Annotated in this window: 16 protein-coding genes; 3 read left to right on the top strand and 13 right to left on the bottom strand. The window is 72.4% G+C overall.

Translation table 11 applies throughout. From position 1 onward, the window contains the following. Positions 1–15 precede the first annotated feature (15 nt). Positions 16–3,108 (bottom strand): bifunctional [glutamine synthetase] adenylyltransferase/[glutamine synthetase]-adenylyl-L-tyrosine phosphorylase, encoded by a 3,093-nt coding sequence (locus AC0VXQ_RS04175; protein ID WP_058731773.1) that lies wholly within the window; start codon positions 3,106–3,108, stop codon positions 16–18. 35 nt (positions 3,109–3,143) lie between these two features. Then, entirely contained in the window at positions 3,144–4,484 is a 1,341-nt protein-coding gene (locus AC0VXQ_RS04170) for a glutamine synthetase family protein (protein WP_058731772.1), read from the bottom strand. Between the two features lie 127 nt (positions 4,485–4,611). Between AC0VXQ_RS04170 and panB the strand changes: the two genes are divergently transcribed. Then, on the top strand, positions 4,612–5,484 hold the full coding sequence (gene panB / locus AC0VXQ_RS04165; RefSeq protein ID WP_058731771.1) for a 3-methyl-2-oxobutanoate hydroxymethyltransferase: 873 nt from the start codon (positions 4,612–4,614) through the stop codon (positions 5,482–5,484). A gap of 96 nt (positions 5,485–5,580) precedes the next feature. Here panB and AC0VXQ_RS04160 read toward each other — a convergent pair whose 3' ends face one another. Beyond that, positions 5,581–5,790 carry an SPOR domain-containing protein gene (locus tag AC0VXQ_RS04160; RefSeq protein ID WP_058731770.1) on the bottom strand — a complete coding sequence of 70 codons (210 nt, stop codon included), beginning with the start codon at positions 5,788–5,790 and terminating at the stop codon, positions 5,581–5,583. 65 nt (positions 5,791–5,855) lie between these two features. Here AC0VXQ_RS04160 and map point away from each other — a divergent pair, with 65 nt between their 5' ends. Then, positions 5,856–6,770, top strand: coding sequence for a type I methionyl aminopeptidase (gene map, locus AC0VXQ_RS04155; RefSeq protein WP_081046339.1), 915 nt, complete (start codon positions 5,856–5,858; stop codon positions 6,768–6,770). Between the two features lie 134 nt (positions 6,771–6,904). Continuing rightward, positions 6,905–7,732 (top strand): polyphosphate--glucose phosphotransferase, encoded by an 828-nt coding sequence (gene ppgK, locus AC0VXQ_RS04150; RefSeq protein ID WP_058731778.1) that lies wholly within the window; start codon positions 6,905–6,907, stop codon positions 7,730–7,732. 154 nt (positions 7,733–7,886) lie between these two features. Here ppgK and nrdR read toward each other — a convergent pair whose 3' ends face one another. The 10 genes from nrdR to AC0VXQ_RS04100 all read right to left on the bottom strand — a co-directional run bounded on the left by nrdR (position 7,887) and on the right by AC0VXQ_RS04100 (position 18,701). After that, positions 7,887–8,453 carry a transcriptional regulator NrdR gene (gene nrdR / locus AC0VXQ_RS04145; protein ID WP_081046340.1) on the bottom strand — a complete coding sequence of 189 codons (567 nt, stop codon included), beginning with the start codon at positions 8,451–8,453 and terminating at the stop codon, positions 7,887–7,889. 4 nt (positions 8,454–8,457) lie between these two features. Next, positions 8,458–9,795, bottom strand: coding sequence for a histidinol dehydrogenase (hisD, locus tag AC0VXQ_RS04140; protein ID WP_375542942.1), 1,338 nt, complete (start codon positions 9,793–9,795; stop codon positions 8,458–8,460). 82 nt (positions 9,796–9,877) lie between these two features. Continuing rightward, complete coding sequence (dnaE, locus tag AC0VXQ_RS04135; protein ID WP_058731777.1) at positions 9,878–13,369, bottom strand: DNA polymerase III subunit alpha; 3,492 nt, start codon at positions 13,367–13,369, stop codon at positions 9,878–9,880. Positions 13,370–13,433: 64 nt separating this feature from the next. After that, positions 13,434–14,390: an RluA family pseudouridine synthase gene (locus AC0VXQ_RS04130; protein ID WP_196826308.1), complete on the bottom strand. Its 957-nt coding sequence runs from the start codon at positions 14,388–14,390 to the stop codon at positions 13,434–13,436. Further along, a complete protein-coding gene (gene lspA, locus AC0VXQ_RS04125; protein ID WP_058731767.1) occupies positions 14,387–14,971 on the bottom strand; it encodes a signal peptidase II in 585 nt (194 codons plus the stop codon). Before lspA ends, AC0VXQ_RS04130 begins: the two co-directional genes overlap by 4 nt. Beyond that, a complete protein-coding gene (locus AC0VXQ_RS04120) occupies positions 14,968–15,774 on the bottom strand; it encodes a DivIVA domain-containing protein (protein WP_100464684.1) in 807 nt (268 codons plus the stop codon). Before AC0VXQ_RS04120 ends, lspA begins: the two co-directional genes overlap by 4 nt. 108 nt (positions 15,775–15,882) lie before the next feature. After that, positions 15,883–16,191, bottom strand: coding sequence for a YggT family protein (locus AC0VXQ_RS04115; RefSeq protein WP_099049765.1), 309 nt, complete (start codon positions 16,189–16,191; stop codon positions 15,883–15,885). 49 nt (positions 16,192–16,240) lie between these two features. Next, entirely contained in the window at positions 16,241–16,945 is a 705-nt protein-coding gene (locus tag AC0VXQ_RS04110; RefSeq protein ID WP_100464686.1) for a cell division protein SepF, read from the bottom strand. Between the two features lie 59 nt (positions 16,946–17,004). Beyond that, a complete protein-coding gene (locus AC0VXQ_RS04105; protein WP_100464689.1) occupies positions 17,005–17,853 on the bottom strand; it encodes a YggS family pyridoxal phosphate enzyme in 849 nt (282 codons plus the stop codon). Further along, on the bottom strand, positions 17,850–18,701 hold the full coding sequence (locus tag AC0VXQ_RS04100) for a purine nucleoside phosphorylase YfiH/LACC1 family protein (protein WP_100464691.1): 852 nt from the start codon (positions 18,699–18,701) through the stop codon (positions 17,850–17,852). Before AC0VXQ_RS04100 ends, AC0VXQ_RS04105 begins: the two co-directional genes overlap by 4 nt. Between the last annotated feature and the right edge of the window lie 139 nt (positions 18,702–18,840).

Genomic DNA, 18,840 nt, shown 5'->3' with positions numbered 1-18,840 from the left:
CCCGACCGCGGGCCCTCACCGGGTCAGCGGCCCGTAGAACAGGTTCTCGTAGATCCCGCGGGCCCGGCGGGTCAGGCGCAGGTAGTCCTCCTCCAGCACCCGGGCCCCGCCCTCGGCGCAGCCGACCCAGCGGGCGATGGCCTCCAGGTCCCGGCGCGCGGTCGGCAGGGAATCCGAGGCGCGCCCGGTGCGCAGCACGACGCCGCCGCGCACGCGCGTGGCCAGCAGCCACGCGGATTCCAGCACGTGGACGTCCTCCGCGCCGATCAGCCCGAGGGGCACGGCCGCGCGCAGGGCCCGCAGCGTGCTGGTGGTGCGCAGCTCGGGGTGCTCGTGGGCGTGGCGCAGCTGCAGCAGCTGCACGAGCCACTCGACGTCGGACAGCCCGCCCCGGCCGAGCTTGAGCTGACGGGTCGGATCCGCCCCGCGGGGCATCCGCTCGGCCTCCACGCGGGCCTTCATCCGCCGGATCTCCTGGATCCGGCGCGGCGGCAGCTCGGCGGGGTACCGGTAGGGGTCGATGATCCGCACGAAGGCCTCGGCGACCTCGTCGGAGCCGGCCAGGGGGCGGGCGCGCAGCAGCGCTTGGTGCTCCCAGGTGTCGGACCAGCGGGCGTAGTACTCGGCGTAGGAGTCCAGGGAGCGGACCATCGGCCCGGAGCGGCCCTCCGGGCGCAGGTCCGCGTCGATGACCAGGGTCCGCTCCGCGCGGATCGCCGGCTCCACCGGTCCCTTGAGCAGCTGCACGGTGCGGGTCACCAGCCGCTCGGCCTGGCGCAGGGCCTCCTGCTCCCCGGCGCCGTCGCGGGCGCGGTGGACGTACATGACGTCGGCGTCCGAGCCGTAGCCGATCTCCGCGCCCCCCTGCCGACCCATCCCGATGATGACGACATCGGTGAGCACCGGCTCGCCCTGCTCCTCGTACAGCTCCCGCTCGGCCACGTGCAGGGCGCCCAGGATCGCGGCCTGGTCGGCGTCGGACAGGCCCCGCATGATCTGCTCGGCGTCCAGGACCCCGGTGCACTCCCCCATCGCGGTGCGCAGCATCTCCCGGCGCCGGATCAGGCGCACCGCGCGCACGGCCTCCTGGGCGTCCCGGTGCCGGGAGACCTTGGCCCGGATCTCGGTCCACAGCTCCTCCAGCGTCTCCGGGCGCAGCTGCTCGTCCTTGTCCAGCCAGGCGATGGCCTCCGGCTCCACCTCGATGAGGTCCGTGGCGAAGCGGGAGGAGGAGAGGATCTCGCACAGCCGCTGCGCGGCGGTCGCGGAGTCCCGCAGCATCTTCAGGTACCAGGGGGTCTGTCCGAGCTCCTCGGAGACGCGGCGGAAGTTCAGCAGCCCGGCGTCCGGGTCCACCCCGCGGGCGAACCAGCCCAGCAGCACCGGCAGGACGGTCTTCTGGATCTCCGCCCGGCGGCTGACCCCGCGGGTCAGCGCCTCGATGTGGCGCATGGCCCCCTGCGGGTCCAGGTAGCCCAGGGCGGCCAGCCGGTCCCGGGCGGCGTCGGGCCTCAGGGCTACCTCCGCGGCGGACAGGTGGGCGACGGCGGCCAGCAGCGGCCGGAAGAACAGGGCCTCGTGCAGCCCGCGCACGCTGCGCTTGGCTTCGCGCCACCGGGTCAGCAGCTCCTCGGCGGTGGTGCGGGTGCGCTCCTGCGGGGCCTGCATGGCCCGGGCCACGGCCAGCTGCTCCCGCTCCCGGGCGGGCATCAGGTGCGTGCGGCGCAGCTGGCGCAGCTGCACCCGGTGCTCCAGCAGGCGCAGCCAGCGGTAGCGGTCGGCGAAGGCCCGGGCGTCCTCCCGGGAGATGTAGGAGCGCTCGGCCAGGGCGCGCAGGGATTCCAGGGTGCCGCGGGTGCGCACCTGCTCATCGGTGCGCCCGTGCACCAGCTGCAGCAGCTGCACGGTGAACTCCACGTCCCGCAGCCCGCCGATCCCGAGCTTGATCTGCCGCTCCCGCTCGGCCTCGGGGATGTGGTCGCTGACCCGCCGGCGCATGGCCTGCACGGAGCCGACGAAGCCCTCCCGACTGGATGCCTCCCACACGAACGGAGTCACGGCCTCCAGGTACTGCCGCCCCAGTTGCGGGTCCCCGGCGATCGGGCGGGCCTTGAGCAGGGCCTGGAACTCCCAGTTCTCGGCCCAGCGGCGGCAGTAGGCGCGGTGGGAGTCCACGGTGCGCACCAGCGGGCCGTCCTTGCCCTCGGGGCGCAGGTTGGCGTCCACCTCCCACAGGGCCGGCTCCGGGCCGACGCCGTGGATCACCTGGGTCAGGGCCCGCACCAGCTCCTCACCCAGTCGCACGAGCCGCTGCTCCTCCAGCGGCTGCGCATCGTCGGCGTCGTCGGCCCCGTCGGCCTCGTCCGGGTCCGGTTGGGCGGGTCCGACGGCGTAGATCACGTCCACGTCGGAGATGTAGTTCAGCTCCCGCGCCCCGCACTTGCCCATCCCGATCACGGCCAGCGCCACCCGGGAGACCTCGGGGTAGGTCTGGGCGATCTCGGCGCGGGCCACGGCCAGGGCGGCTTCCAGCGCGGCCCCGGCCAGGTCGGCCAGGCACGCCGCGATCCGCTCGAGCTCGGCGAGGGGGTCCTCGGCGAGCAGGTCCGCGACGGCGATGCGGGTCAGCGCCGCCCGGTAGGCGGTGCGCAGGGCCAGCTGAGCCTGCTCCCCGGTGGTCTCGGCCACGGGCATCCGGTGGTCGGGATCGGCCCCCACGCAGCGCAGCAGGTCCTCCCGGTACTGCCGGGCCATCTCCTGACCGCGGACCTCGGGCAGGCGCTGCGGGTCCCCGGTGAGCAGGTCCAGGTGCTCGGGGCGGCGCAGCAGGAAGTCCCCGAGCGCCTCGGAGGCGCCGAGCACCCGGTACAGGGCGGGCGCCGCACTGCCGCGGTCCACGGCCTCGGCCAGTCCGGCGGGGTGATCCCCGAGCAGGCGCACCAGGGACTTCAGGGCCGCGTCCGGGGAGGGGCTCAGCCGCAGGCCCTCCAGCAGCGCCTCCCGATCGATGCCCTCCAGCTCGCGGGCCTGCAGCCAGCGCTGGGCGCCGGTGAGGTCCTCGAAGCCGATGCCGGCCAGGCGGGTCTTGCCGGAGGCCGCGTGCGTCATCTGGATCCTTTCTGGCGGGTCGGACGGGGACGGGCTCAGAGCAGGCCCAGGTTGTACTTCAGCTCGTAGGGGGTGACCTCGCGGCGGTAGGCCGTCCAGTCCTCCTGCTTGTTGCGCAGGAACTGGCGGAAGACCTGCTCGCCAAGCACCTCGGCCATGAACTCGGAGTCCTCGGTCTGGCGGATCGCGTCGTGCAGGGAGGCCGGCAGCGGGTCGTGTCCGAGGCTGGCCCGCTCGCGGGCGGTCATGGAGGCGACGTCGTCGGACTCGGCCATCGGCAGCTCGTACTCCTCCTCGATGCCCTTCAGACCCGCGGCCAGCACGACGGCGTAGCCGAGGTAGGGGTTCACCGCCGAGTCCAGGCCGCGGTACTCGATGCGCGCGGACTGCATCTTGTTCGGCTTGTACAGCGGCACCCGGACCAGGGCGGAACGGTTGTTGTGGCCCCAGGACAGGTAGGAGGGGGCCTCCCCGCCGCCCCACAGGCGCTTGTAGGAGTTCACGAACTGGTTGGTCACGGACGTGAACTCCGGGGCGTGGCGCAGCACCCCGGCGATGAAGTGCCGGGCGGTGCGGGAGAGCTGGTACTCGGCTCCGGCCTCGAAGAAGGCGTTGGAGTCCCCCTCGAACAGGGAGAAGTGGGTGTGCATCCCGGAGCCGGGGTGATCGGTGAACGGCTTGGGCATGAAGGTCGCGTAGATGCCCTGGGTGTGGGCGACCTCCTTGATCACGGAGCGGAAGGTCATGATGTTGTCCGCGGTCTGCAGGGCGTCGGCGTGGCGCAGGTCGATCTCGTTCTGCCCGGGGCCGCCCTCGTGGTGACTGAACTCCACGGAGATCCCCACGGATTCCAGCATGGTCACGGCCCGGCGTCGGAAATCCTGGACCACCCCGCCGTAGACGTGGTCGAAGTAGCCCTCCCGGTCCACCGGCTCGGGGAAGCCGTCCGCGTTCAGCTCGGGGGACTTCAGGAGGTAGAACTCCACCTCCGGGGCGGTGTAGCAGGTGAAGCCCATGTCCCCGGCCTTGGCCAGGATCCGCTTGAGCACCCCGCGGGAATCCGCGGCGGAGGGCTCGCCGTCCGGGGTGAGGATGTCGCAGAACATCCGGGAGGTGGGCTCCTGCTCTCCCCGCCAGGGCAGCAGCTGGAAGGTGGAGGGATCCGGCTGCAGGAGCATGTCCGATTCGGAGACCCGGGACAGGCCCTCGATGGAGGAGCCGTCGAAGCCCAGGCCCTCCTCGAAGGCGCCCTCCACCTCGGCCGGGGCCAGGGCCACGGACTTGAGGGTGCCGACGACGTCGGTGAACCACATCCGCACGAAGCGCACGTCCCGCTCCTCGATGGTGCGCAGCACGAATTCCTGTTGGCGGTCCATGGGTGCCTCCTTGGGGCTGGGTCGGGCGGGGCGGCGCGCGGGGGCCGTCTGCCCCCACTGTATCCGCACCCCGCTCTGCTTCGGGTCGGCCTGCCCGCGTGCCGCCCGGGCACTAGGATGGCAGGCCATGAGCACGTACCTGTCCTCCGAGGACGACTCCCCCGCCGCCCCCTCCGGTCCCGCCAACGGCCTGGAGGGCGTCTCCCGCATCCGCACGGTGCATCTGCGCCGGTGCAAGGAGGAGGGCACGCGGTTCTCCATGCTGACCAGCTATGACGCGATGACCGCCCGGATCTTCGACGAGGCCGGGGTGGAGGTGCTGCTGGTCGGGGACTCCGCGGCCAACACGGTGCTGGGGCTGGAGTCGACCACGCAGCTGCGGATGGAGGACTTCCTGCCGTTCGTGCGGGCGGTCTCCCGCACGGCGCGGAGGGCGATGGTCGTGGCGGATCTGCCCTTCGGCACCTACGAGGCCTCCCCCGCGCAGGCGGTGGAGGCCGCGGTGCGCCTGGTCCGCGAGGGCGGGGCGCACGCGGTGAAGATGGAGGGCGGGGCCTTCTACGCGGAGCATGTCCGGGCGATGGTCCAGGCGGGGGTTCCGGTGATGGCCCACCTGGGCTTCACCCCGCAGTCGGAGCACGTGCTGGGCGGTTTCCGGGTGCAGGGCCGCAACGCGCAGGCTGAGGGGCTGGTGGAGGATGCCCGCAGGCTGGAGGAGGCCGGGGCCTTCGCGGTGCTGCTGGAGATGACCGCGGCCCCGGCGGCGGCCGCGGTGGAGGCGGCGCTGAGCGTGCCGACCGTCGGCATCGGCGCGGGGGCTGAGACCACGGGGCAGGTGCTGGTGTGGCAGGACATGGCCGGTCTGACCACTGGGCGGACCCCCCGCTTCGTGAAGCGCTACGCGGACCTGCGCACGGCGCTGACCGCGGCGGCCCGCGATTACCGGGCGGAGGTCGTCCAGGGCGTGTTCCCGGGGCCTGTGCAGACCTTCCAGGACTAAGGCTGCGGGTTCACCCGCGCAGCAGCTCGGCGGGGCGCACCCGGCTGACAGACCCGACGACGGGCGTTCAGCCCGTCCGAGGCGCCGATGAGGGGCTCAGCCCTCGCGCCACTCCCGGTCCGCCTCATCCCAGGCCTCATTGCGCTGCTCGGCCTTCTCCAGGGCGCGGCTGGCCTCGGCATAGCTGGCGTAGGGTCCGATCAGCTTGCGGTAGTCCGACGAGGCCGGATGCTCCACCTCGCGGGTGTAGGTGTTGAACCAGTACTGCTGGTCCTCGGGCAGTTCAGCGGCGTCGTTCAGCGCCATGGGGTGCCTCCTCGCGGGGTCGTCTCGATCCGGCTCTGCGGGGCCGGTGGCCTAGAGTTGATGATATGTCTGCACCCTCCGAAGCCACCACCGGACACAACATCCCCACCGAACCCGGGAAGGCCCCGCTCGGGGCCCTGACCCCCGGCGTCGTCGGACCCGTGCGGACGGTGCCCTCCTGGATCCCGCGACCCGAGTACGTCGGCAAGCCCACCGCCCGGGAGGGCCAGGGCTCGGACTTCTACACCCCGGAGGAGGTGGAGCTGATCCGCGCGGCCGGGAAGATCGCCGCCGGCGCCATCGTCGCCGCCGAGGCCCACTGCGTGCCGGGAACCACCACCGATGAGATCGACGCGGTGGTCCACGAGTACATCTGCGACCACGCCGCCTACCCCTCCACCCTGGGCTACCGGAACTACTGGAAGTCCGTGTGCACCTCCCTGAACGAGGTCATCTGCCACGGCATCCCGGACTCCACCGTCCTGGAGGACGGGGACATCATCAACCTGGACGTCACCGCGTACAAGGACGGCATGCACGGGGACACCAACCGCACCCTGCTGGTCGGGGACGTGGACGAAGAGTCCCGCCTGCTCGTGGAGCGCACCGAGGAGGCCCTGCGCCGGGCCATGAAGGCCGTGAAGCCGGGCCGGGAGATCAACGTGATCGGGCGGGTCATCGAGAAGTACGCCGCCCGCTTCGGCTACGGGGTGGTCCGGGACTTCACCGGGCACGGGGTGGGCAGGGAGTTCCACTCCGGGCTGATCATCCCCCACTACGACGCCGCCCCCGCCTATGACACCCTGATCCAGGAGGGCATGGTCTTCACCATCGAGCCCATGCTCAACCTCGGGACGATCTCCTGGGACATGTGGGAGGACGACTGGACCGTCGTGACGAAGGACCGCAGGCGCTCCGCGCAGTTCGAGCACACCATGGTGGTCACCGCCGACGGAGTGGACGTCCTCACCCTCCCCTGAGCGCACCGACCCCGGCCGGTCCCGCCGCAGGGGCCGGAACCCGACCCGACAGCGACAGACCCGACGCAGCAGAAGGAGCAGCCGTGACCGAGAAGACCAACGTGAACCGCCCGGAGCTGGCCGTGCAGGCCGACCTGGACCGGGAGGAGTCCCTGCCCGCCCCCCACGAGCTGGCCATCGGGGTGGACATCGGCGGCACCGGCATCAAGGGCGGGATCGTGGACCTGCGCACCGGGGACCTGGTCTCCGAGCGCTACCGCATCGACACCCCGAAGCCGGCCACCCCGGAGACCGTCATCCCCGTCGTGGAGACGATCGTCGCCGAGCTGCAGTCCCGGGAGCTCACCGCCGAGCCGGACTCCGCGATCGGCGTCGGCTTCCCCGCGATCATCAAGGACGGGCACACCTGGTCCGCGGCCAACGTGGATGAGTCCTGGATCGGGGCGGACCTGACCGGGCCCGTCGCCGAGGCCCTGGGACGGCCCGTCCACGCCGTCAACGACGCCGACGCGGCCGGTCTGGCCGAGGCGATCTACGGACAGGGCCGGCACCGCTCCGGCTTCCTCATGATGATCACCCTGGGCACCGGGATCGGCTCGGCGATCATCAACAACGGCCAGCTGGTGCCCAACTCGGAGCTGGGCCACCTGGAGATCGACGGGCACGACGCGGAGACCCGCGCCTCGGTGCGGGCCCGCGAGCGCGAGGACCTGTCCTGGAAGCAGTACGGCAAGCGGCTGCACCGCTACTTCTCCCACGTGCAGCGGCTGTTCTCCCCGGACGCGTTCATCATCGGCGGCGGGGTGTCCAAGAAGCCGGAGAAGTTCCTGCCGTATCTGGAGGACATCGGCACGCCCATCGAGATCGCGGTGCTGCGCAACAACGCCGGGATCGTCGGGGCGGCCCTGTGGGCGGCGGGCCAGCCCGGGGAGAAGGAGAAGCACGACCGCACCGCGGGCTGAGCGCCGCTGGGCCTGCCCGTGGGAGGTCCGCAGGCAGCGGAAGAGCCGGTACGTGACGGCTTCCCCTCCGCACGTACCGGCTCCTGATTCGAGCTTACCCCGTCGGCCGCCCGCCGCGCCAGAGCCCCGGCCAACCCGGTCAGGCGGGCGTGCCTCAGATGAGGGTCTGCTGCTGCGGGCCGTCCTCCTCGCTCCGCTCGGCTCCGCGGGTGCCGGCCGCGGGGGCTGAGTCCTCGGGTGCCGCGTCCTCGGGGGCGGTGTCCTCGGGCCCGCTTCCGGCTTCGGCCCGCAGGGAGCGGATGGCCGACTCGAAGTCGTCCAGCCCCTCGAAGGCCTGGTAGACGCTGGCGAAGCGCAGGTACGCCACGGTGTCCAGACGCTGCAGCGGCTTGAGGATCTCCAGGCCGACGTCGTTCGCGTCGATCTCCGCCAGGCCCTTGGCGCGGATGGACTCCTCGACCTCCTGGGCCAGCAGGGCCAGATCGTCCTCGCTGACCGGGCGGCCCTGGCAGGCCTTGCGCACCCCGGAGATGATCTTGGCGCGCTTGAACGGCTCGGTGGCCCCGGAGCGCTTGATGACGTTCACGGCGGTGGTCTCCAGGGTGGAGAAGCGCCGCCCGCAGGCCGCGCACTGGCGGCGCCGGCGGATCGCGGAGCCGTCATCGGCCACCCGCGAGTCCACCACGCGCGAGTCGGGGTGGCGGCAGTACGGGCAGTGCACGGCGCTACTCCCCCGCCCCGGTCGGCTCCGTCCGCACGGCCACGGCCCGGCCGTGGGCCGGCAGATCCTCGGCCTCGGCCAGGGCCCGCACGGTCGGGGCCACGGCGGCCAGAGCCTCGGCGGAGTACTCGATCAGCTGGACCACCTTCATGAAGGTGGCGGTGTTCAGGCCGCTGGCCCACCGGGCGGAGCCGCCCGTGGGCAGCACGTGGTTGGATCCTGCGGCGTAGTCCCCGAGCGGCACCGGGGAGTGCGGGCCGAGGAAGACGGCCCCGGCGTTGCGGATCCGCGCGGCCACCGCCCGCGGGTCCGCGGTCTGGATCTCCAGGTGCTCGGGCGCCCAGGCGTCGGCCACCGCGACGCTGTGCTCCAGGGAGTCGGTGAGCACCACCCCGGACTGCGGGCCGGTCAGGGCCTGCGCGACCCGCTCGGCGTGCCGGGTGCGGGCGGCCTGGACCCGCACCTGCCGGGCCACGGCCTCGGCCAGCGGGGCGGAGTCGGTGATCAGCACGGAGCCTGCGTGGGGGTCGTGCTCGGCCTGGGAGATCAGATCCGCGGCCACGTACACCGGGTCCGCCGCGGCGTCGGCGATCACCGCGATCTCCGTGGTCCCGGCCTCCCCGTCCACCCCGACGACTGAGCGCAGCTGCCGCTTGGCCATCGCCACGTACACGTTGCCGGGGCCGGTGAGGATGTCCACCGGCTCCAGGGGCTGCGGCTGCTGCTCGTCCGGGCGCAGCCCGTGGGCCATCGCGGCCAGGGCCTGCGCCCCGCCGATCGCCCACACCTCCTCGATGCCCAGCAGCGCCGCGGCCGCCAGGGTGGTGGGGTGCGGCAGACCGCCGAACTCCCGCTGCGGCGGGGTGCACAGCACCACGGACTCGACGCCGGCGGCCTGGGCGGGCACCGCGTTCATGACCACCGAGGAGGGATACACCGCCAGCCCGCCGGGCACGTACAGGCCGACCCGGCGCACCGGGGTCCACCGGTTGACCAGCCGCGCCCCCGGGGCGACCTCCAGCTCGGTGGTGGCCGGCTTCTGCGCGGCGGCGAAGGCGCGGATCCGCCCGATCGCCGTCTCCAGGGCCTCGCGCACGCCCGGGTCCAGCTCGGCCAGCGCCCGCTCGAGGGCCTCGGGCGGGACCCGCAGGCCGGACTGCTCGACGCCGTCGAAGCGCGCGGACAGCTCCCGCAGGGCGGGCGCCCCCTCGGCGCGCACCCGCCGGATGATCTGCGCGACGGACTCCTCGGCGTGGGCCAGGTACTCCCCCGACGGGCGCGGCAGCAGCCCGGCCAGGGCGGCGGGGTCCAGGTCCCGGCCGCGCAGATCCAGCACGCGCATCGCGGGGCCCTCGGTCGGGGCGGTCTCAGCAGGGATCGAAGTGCTCACCCTGGCCATTCTAGCCGCGCCCGCGCCTGACCGATCAGGAGGCCCGCTCCAGGCAGGCCGGGCCGAACAGCACCTTCAGATCCCCGAACAGCGCCGGGTTGGGGTTGACCCGAAGCCGCGGGGACAGCCGCATCAGCACGTCCTTGCCGCGGCAGGCCAGGTTGATGCGCACCTCGGCCTCGCCCCGGTGGTTCAGCAGGATGCCCTCCAGCTCCCGCAGGGTCCGCTCCGTGGCCCGGTGCTCGGGCAGGGACAGCACGATCGGACCCTGCTGGCCCTCGGCGTCGATGTCCGGGATCTTCATCTCCTGGGCGCTGATGGTCACCGAGCCGTCGTCGCGGCGCTGCAGGCGCCCCTTGATGGTCACGATGAGGTCCTCGGCCAGCAGGCTGGCGATCGGGGCGTACACCTTCCCGAAGAACATCACCTCCATCGACCCGGTGCGGTCCTCCAGCTCGATGCGGGCGTAGGCGTTGCCCGAGGTCTTGGCGACCTTGCGCTGCACCGAGGTGATCATCCCGGCCACGGTGACGATCGCGCCGTCGGGTTTCCCGTCCTCGTCCAGCAGGGATTGGACCGAGGAGTCCGCCAGCTGGCCCAACACCTCGTCCAGCCCCCGCAGCGGGTGGTCCGAGACGTACAGCCCGAGCATGTCGCGCTCGAAGTTCAGCTTGTCCCGCCGCTCCCACTCGGGCACGTCCGGGATCGCCACGGTCAGCTCCGCTGAGGGGTCCTCCTCCTCCATCCCGATGCCGCCGAACAGGTCGAACTGCCCGGCCGCCTCCTGGCGCTTGACGGAAACGGTCGCGTCGATCGCCTCCTCGTGGATCATCGACAGGGCCCGGCGCCCGTGGCCGAGGTCGTCGAAGGCGCCCGCCTTGATCATGGAGTCCACGGTGCGCTTGTTGCACACCACCGCGGGGACCTTCTTGAGGAAGTCGTGGAAGGAGGTGAAGCGGCCCTTCTCCTGCCGGGTGTCCACCATCGCCTGGACCACGTTCGCCCCGACGTTGCGCACCGCACCCATGCCGAAGCGGATGTCCCGACCCACCGGGGTGAAGTTCAGGGCGGATTCGTTGACGTCCGGGGGCAGCACCGTGATGCCCATGCGGCGGCACTCGTTCAGGTACAGAGCCAGCTTGTCCTTGTCATCGCCCACCGAGGTCAGGAGGGCCGCCATGTACTCCTGCGGGTAGTGGGCCTTCAGGTACGCCGTCCAGTAGGAGACCAGCCCGTAGGCGGCGGTGTGGGCCTTGTTGAAGGCGTAGTCGGAGAAGGGCAGCAGGATGTCCCACAGGGCCTTGACCGCGCTCTCCGAGTACCCGTTGTCCAGCATCCCCTGGTGGAAGGTCGCGTACTGGCGGTCCAGCTCGGCCTTCTTCTTCTTGCCCATGGCCCGGCGCAGGATATCGGCCTCGCCGAGGGAGTACCCGGCGACCTTCTGGGCGATGGCCATGACCTGCTCCTGGTACACGATCAGCCCGTACGTGGTGTCCAGGATCTCCGCCAGCGGCTCGGCCAGCTCCGGGTGGATCGGGGTGACCTCCTGCTGGCCGTTCTTGCGCAGGGCGTAGTTGATGTGCGAGTTCGCGCCCATCGGGCCCGGGCGGTACAGGGCCAGGACCGCGGAGATGTGCTCGAAGTGGTCCGGCTGCATCATCTTCAGCAGCTGGCGCATCGGCCCGCCGTCGAGCTGGAAGACCCCGAGGGTGTCCCCGCGGGCCAGCAGCTCGTAGCTGGCGGCGTCGTCGATCTGCAGGGTCTCCAGATCCAGGGTCTCCTGCCGGTTCGCCTCGATGTTCTCCAGGGCGTCGGAGATGATCGTGAGGTTGCGCAGGCCCAGGAAGTCCATCTTGATCAGGCCCAGGCCCTCGCAGGTCGGGTAGTCGAACTGCGTGATGACCTGCCCGTCCTGCTCGCGGCGCATGATCGGGATGACGTCGATCAGGTCGTGGCTGGACATGATGACCCCGGCCGCGTGCACCCCCCACTGCCGCTTGAGCCCCTCCAAGCCCTGGGCGGTGTCGAAGACCTTCGCGGAATCCTCGTCGGTGGCCAGCAGCTCCCGCAGCTCCTCGGCCTCGGAGTAGCGCTTGGCGTCCTTGTCGTAGACGTCCTGCAGGGAGATGCCCTTGCCCATGATGTCCGGCGGCATCGCCTTGGTCAGCTTCTCCCCCGTGGAGAACGGGTAGCCCAGCACCCGGGAGGAGTCCTTCAGGGCCTGCTTGGCCTTGATGGTCCCGTAGGTCACGATCATCGCGACGCGGTCCTCGCCGTACTTCTCGGTGACGTAGTGGATCACCTCGGAGCGGCGCCGATCGTCGAAGTCGACGTCGAAGTCCGGCATGGACACGCGGTCCGGGTTGAGGAACCGCTCGAAGATCAGGTCGTGCTCCAGCGGGTTCAGGTCGGTGATGCGCATCGCGTAGGCGACCATCGACCCGGCACCGGAGCCTCGGCCCGGACCCACCCGGATCCCGTTGTTCTTGGCCCAGTTGATGAAGTCCGCGACCACCAGGAAGTACCCGGGGAAGCCCATCTGGATGATGATGCCCTGCTCGTACTCGGCCTGCTTGCGCACCTCGTCCGGGACCCCGTCGGGGAACCGATAGTGCAACCCGGCCTCGACCTCCTTGATGAACCAGGACTCCTCGTTCTCCCCCGGGGGGCAGGGGAAGTCCGGCATGTAGTTCGCGGAGGTGTCGAACTCCACGTTACAGCGCTCGGCGATCTCCAGGGTGTTGTCGCAGGCCTCCGGGAAGTCCCGGAACAGCTCGCGCATCTCCGCCGGGGACTTCAGGTAGAACTCATCGGCGTCGAACTTGAAGCGCTTGGGGTCCTGCAGGGTGGAGCCGGACTGCACGCACAGCAGGGCCGCGTGGGCCTTGGCGTCCTCGGCGCGGGTGTAGTGCAGGTCGTTGGTGGCCACCAGCGGCAGGTTCAGCTCCTTGGCCAGGCGCAGCAGGTCCTGAGTCACCTGCTTCTCGATGCCCAGCCCGTGGTCCATCAGCTCGCAGTAGAAGTTCTCCGCCCCGAAGATGTCCCGGAACTCCGCGGCCGCATCCAGGGCCTCCCGGTACTGGCCCAGGCGCAGACGGGTCTGGACCTCCCCCGACGGGCAGCCGGTGGTGGCGATCAGGCCCTTGCCGTAGGTGTTCAGCAGCTCCCGGTCCATGCGCGGCTTGTACAGCTGGCCCTCCAGGGAGGCCCGGGAGGAAGCGCGGAACAGGTTGTGCATGCCCTCGGTGGTCTCGGCCAGCAGGGTCATGTGGGTGTACGCGCCGCCGCCGGAGACGTCGTCGCGCCCGCCGTCGGCGAACTTCACGCGGGTGCGGTCCTGCCGGGCGGTGCCCGGGGTCAGGTACGCCTCGACGCCGATGATCGGCTTGATCCCGGCATTGCGGGCCCGGTTCCAGAAGTCGAAGGCCCCGAAGAGGAAGCCGTGGTCGGTGGTGGCCATCGAGTCCATGCCCAGCTCGTGGGCGTGCTCGAACAGGTCGTCCAGGCGGGCGGCGCCGTCGAGCATCGAGTACTCGGTGTGCACGTGCAGGTGGGTGAAGCCCTTGGTCTTGGCCGCTGAAGTCACCGCCCTAGTTTAGGACATCCCCGCTGCGCACGGCCTCCAGGGCGAAGCTCAGATCCGCCGGGTACTCGCTGGTGAAGCGCACCCGCCGCCCCGTGCCGGGATGGTCGAAGCCCAGCCGGTGCGCGTGCAGCCACTGGCGGGTCAGGCCCAGGTCCGCGGCCAGGCGCGGATCCGCCCCGTAGGTGAGATCCCCGCAGCAGGGGTGGTTCAGTGCGGAGAAGTGCACGCGGATCTGGTGGGTGCGCCCGGTCTCCAGGTGCACCTCGGCGAGGCTCGCGGGGCCGAAGGCCTCCAGCACCTCGTAGTGGGTCACGGAGCCCCGCCCGTCCTCCACGACGGCGAAGCGCCAGGAGTGCCCGGGGTGCCGCCCGATCGGGGCGTCGATGGTCCCGCGCAGCGGGTCCGGGATGCCCTGGACGAGGGTGTGGTACACCTTCTCCACGGTGCGCTCCTTGAAGGCCCGCTTCAGCGCGGCGTAGGAGGGCTCGTTCTTGGCGACCACCATCAGCCCGGAGGTCCCCACGTCCAGCCGGTGCACGATGCCCTGGCGCTCCGGTGCCCCGCTGGTGGCGATGTTCACCCCGAGACCCGCCAGGGCCCCGACCACGGTGGGCCCGTGCCAGCCGGGGCTGGGGTGGGCGGCGACCCCGGTGGGCTTGTCCACCACGACGACGTCGGCGTCCTCGTGCACGATGGAGAACCCGTCCACGACCTGCGCGACCACGCGCGCGGCCTCCTCGGGCTCCGGCACCCGGGCGGTGATGACGGCGCCGGCCGGGACCTTCAGGGATTTGGCGGGCTTCAGCTGCCGTCCCTCGTGCCGCACGCGCACCCGGTCCTGCTCGCACCAGGCGGCCGCGGCACTGCGGGAACCACCCGATTCCCGGGCCAGCAGCGCATCCAGGCGGGCGCCGTCGTCCTCGTCGCTCACCGCGAACTCGATGGTCTGCTCAGCGCTCATGGGCGGGTCTCCTCGGGATGCTCGGCGGCGGCCCGCCCGTCATCGGCGGGCGCGAGGGTACCCGACTCCGGCGACCGGCCCTCCAGCGGGACGCCGCGCAGGGTCAGCACGGCGATGACGGCGATGGACACGCAGATGCAGGAGTCGGCGATGTTGAAGATCGCGAAGTGCGGCACGGAGATGAAGTCCACGACGTGCCCGCGCCCGAAGCCCGGCTCCCGGAAGAGCCGGTCCGTGAGGTTGCCCAGCACCCCGGCCAGCAGGCCCGCCAGGCTCAGCAGCCAGGCCGCGCTGCGAGCGCGCGGCAACAGCCGGATCACCACGACGGCGACCGCCGCCTGCACGAGGGTGAACACCCAGGTCACGGACTCCCCCAGGGAGAACGCGGCCCCGGGGTTGCGCAGGAAGCGCCACCACAGCAGATCGGGGATCACGGTGATCCGCTGGCCCTCGACCATGTGGGCGACGACCCACGCCTTGCTGGCCTGGTCCGCCGCGTAGAGCAGGGCGCCCAGGACCACGGCGGAGACGACGAGGCCGACCCGCGCACGGGTCGGCCTCGCGGTGCTGCGGGAGCTCACGCGGCGTCGGGCTCCAGCCCGGCGGTGTTCTCCAGCTCGGTGAGCCGGGACTCCAGGTGCTCGCGCAGGCGGGCCCGGTAGCTGGCCTCGAAGGCGCGCAGCGCCTCGACGTCGGACTCCAGGGCGGCCTTGTTGGTCTCCAGGTTCTCCATGACCTCCTTGCGCTGGGCCTCGGCCTCGGCGACGAGGGTCTCGGCCTGCAGCTGGCCCTCGGAGATCAGGCGGGCCCGCTCGGAGCGGCCCTCGGAGACGTACTCGTCGTGCAGGCGCTGGGCCATCGCGATCACCGCGGCAGCCGACTCGGCGGACTCGGTGGACCCGGCCGGGGCGGCGGACTGCGGGGTCGCGGGGGCGGAGTCGGCGGCGGACTCGGCCGGGGCGGGGGCCTCCACGGTCTCGGCTTCCTCGACGACGTCGGCGTCCGCGGTCAGCTCGGCGGCGGCGTCCTCGGCGGGGGCGTCACCGGAGGGGGTGAGGTCCTGCTCGGCCGGGGCGCTCACGGTCTGCTCCTCGGCGGGCTGGGACAGGGCGGCCACGGAGCTGGCGCCCTCGCCAGCCCCGGACTCCTCAGCGGCATCCGAGGCCTGCCCGGCGGTGCCGGTCTGGGCGGCGCCCTCGGCGGTCGGGTCGGGGATGCCGTGCTCGGACAGCGCCTGGCGCAGCGTCCGGTTCTCCTCGTTCAGCCGCTTCAGCTCGGCCACGACGTCGTCCAGGAAGAGATCGACTTCCTGCTGGTCGTAGCCCTCGCGGAACTTGGTGGGCTGGAAGGTCTTCTCGACGACCTCTTCCGGGGTCAGTGCCATGAAAGTCACCTCGTGTCTGTGCGCCTGCCGCGTCGGTCGGCGCTGCGTCGGACGGTTGTTCACCCCTCATCCTAGTGGGTGGGGCTGGGCGCAGGCTCCAGGCCCCGGTCAGACCCGGGACAGCGCCGCGCCCAGCAGGCTCATGACCACGGAGTTGAGCAGGCTCAGCACCAGCAGCAGCACCAGGAAGCCCATGTCCAGGGACACTCCGCCCAGCCGCAGCGGCGGGATGATCCGGCGCATCAGCCGCATCCCCGGCTCCGTGGCCCGCCGGATGCCGATCGCGGCGACCAGCACGACGCCGCGGGGGCGCCAGCGCGGGGCGAAGCCGTCCACCCAATCCAGGATCAGGCGCAGCATCAGCAGCAGCATGGCCAGGTACAGGGCGAAGTGGATCAGCGCCAGAACCGTGATCACAGGTCTCCTCGGGGTCGAAGCTCAGGGGCGGGGCCCGGGCGGGATGGGCTCAGCGCTGGTCGAAGGGGTCGTGCTGGGCGACGTCGTCCTCGGGCGCGTGCTGCTCGCGCTGCTCCTCCTGCGGAGCGAGGACCTCCAGGGTCGCGGGGGTCAGCAGGAACACCTGCTCGGTGACCCGCTCGATGCTGCCGTTCAGGGCGAAGGTCAGCCCCGAGGAGAAGTCCACCAGCCGCTTGGCCTCCGTGACGTCCATGTCGGTGACGTTCATGATCACGGGGATGCCCTCGCGGAAGGACTCGCCGATGACCTTGGCGTCGTTGTAGGAGCGCGGGTGGATGGTGGTGATGCGTCGCAATTCGTTGTCGCTTTCGATCGGGGCCGGGATTCGGCGCTCGGGGGCGGCCTCCCGGGCGGAGGCGGCGGGCTGCACGGCCGAGCGCGAGCGCGGCTCGCGCTCGGCGCGGCGGGATTCCAGGGCCGCCGGGCGCCGCCCGTCGGCGTGGGAGCCGCGGGGGGTCTCGGTCTGGTCCTGCTCCTGGGCCGAGGAGCGGGCGGGGGTCCGGGTGATCACCGGATGCGCCTCGGTGCTGGGCTCCGGTTCGATGACCTCGCCCTCCACGCGCTCACCGCGCGGGGTGCGCGCCGGGGCCTGCTCCGCGGAGCCGCGGCGGGATCCCGTCTGCTCCCCCGACTGCTCGTAGCCGTCGTCGGCCAGTCCCAGAAAGACCATGGCCTGGCGCAGTGTTCCCGCCATCTGAACTCCTCGAAGATTCGCTGCTGTGCTGTTTCGGTGATGTCGGACGGCCGGGGGCCTCAGCCCCGGGGACGAGGCCCCATGATGGCCGAGCCCACGCGCACCCGGGTCGAGCCCCATCGTATCGCGTCGGCCAGGTCCGCGCTCATCCCCGCGGAGATCTCCACCGCCTCCGGGTGCTCCCGGCGCAGTGCGGCGCTGAGCTCGCGCAGCCGGGCGAAGGCCGCCGCCGGATCCTCCGCCTGCGGGGCCACCGCCATCAGCCCGGCCAGGCGCAGGCCGGGGGTGGCGGCGACGGCCTCGGCCAGCCGCGCCACCTCCGTCGGGTCGGCCCCGCCCCGGGCCCCGCTGGCGGCCTGCCCCGGCGCGGAGGCCGCGCTGAGACCCACCTGGATGAAGCACTCCAGGCCGCCCTCGGCGTGCGCCGCCGGGGCCGGGCCCTCCTCGGCCTCCCAGCGGGAGACCGCCAGCGACCAGGCCCGACCCAGGGCCTGAACGAGTCCGGGCCGATCCACCGAGTGCACCGACCCGGCCCAGCGCACCGCCGACTTCGCCTTGTTGGTCTGCAGCTGTCCGATGTGCTCCCAGCGCAGGCCCGAACCGGTCAGCGGAGCCAGCTCGGCGGCCTTGCGGGAGGCCTCCTGCTCGCGGTTCTCCCCCACGGCCCGCACGCCCGCCTCCCACAGGGCGGCGACGTCGGCGGCCGGGAAGAACTTGGTGACCGGCAGCAGCCGCACCGGCTGCCCGGGATCCCGCACATCGGCCGGGGTCTGGGCGGCCAGGGACTGCACGGTCTCACTCACCTGCCGCAGGCGCTGCGCCAGCTCCTCGGCGCGCCGGGGATCCGGGTGCGGCGGCCTCCCCCGCTCCTGCTGTTCTCGAGGCTGGGTCGGGTGCTCCTGGCTCATCTGCGGTGTCCTCCTCGCTGCTGCTCGTGATCGTCTCGGTGCGGTGCGGGGTCCTCGTCGTCGGGCCGGGGCTGGGCTTGGGGCTTGGTCCGGGCTGGTGGTTCGGACGGGGACTGGGGCACCAGGATCGCGGCCAGGCGCCCCTCGCCCGGGGCGCGCCGGTGGGAGAACTGGCCCGGATCCTCCAGCGTGCAGGCGGACAGCTCCGCGGAGACCTCCAGGCGCAGGCCGAGCCGCTCGGCGGTGGCTGTCAACTGGGTCCGGGCCGCTCCCGGCAGGTCCAGGGAGGCGGTGCCCCACGAGGTTCGCGCGGCGATCCCGGGCAGGATCGCCTCGGCCTCGGCCGCCAGGGACTCGGGGACCTCGTAGCAGGAGCCGCACACCCCGGGCCCGATCCAGGCCCGGATCCGCCCGGCTCCGGCCGCGGCCAGCACCTCGAGCACCCGAGGCAGGATCCCGTCCAGCAGTCCCCGCCGCCCGGCGTGGGCCACGGCCGCCAGGCTCGGGTCCTCGGTCGCGAACAGCACGGGCAGGCAGTCGGCGGTCAGCACCGCCAGCGGGCGCCCCGTGCGGGTCAGGGCGGCGTCGGCGACCGGCGCCAGCTCCCGCTCCCGGGCCGGCGCACTCCGGGCCGGGATGGTCGGGGCCTCATCGGCGTCCGCCACGGCCGTGCCGTGCACCTGCTCGAGGAAGAGCAGCCGCCCGGCGGCCACCCCCAGATCCCGCTCCATCCGGCGTCGTCGGGCCTGGGCGGCCGCGGGATCGGGACCGGCGTGCAGGGCGAGGTTGCCGTCGCCGCGATCGGTGACGGCCAGCCTCGGGCCGTCGGGCTCGGTGAGGATGCGCATGGGACCTGCTTCATCGGAGACGTCAGGGGTGCTTCGCGGGCGGCGCCCGTTCCCCGGGTCGCGTCTGCCCCGCGGGGAGCACCGGGGCCCGGGTGCGCCGATTCCCCGGTCCCGACGCGGGAGACCGGGGAATCGCGGC

It is taken from the genome of Rothia sp. QJM3NY_36 (assembly GCF_056173115.1).
The sequence above is the reverse complement of the archived record's forward strand: the minus strand, read 5'-3'. Positions and strand labels throughout refer to the sequence as shown.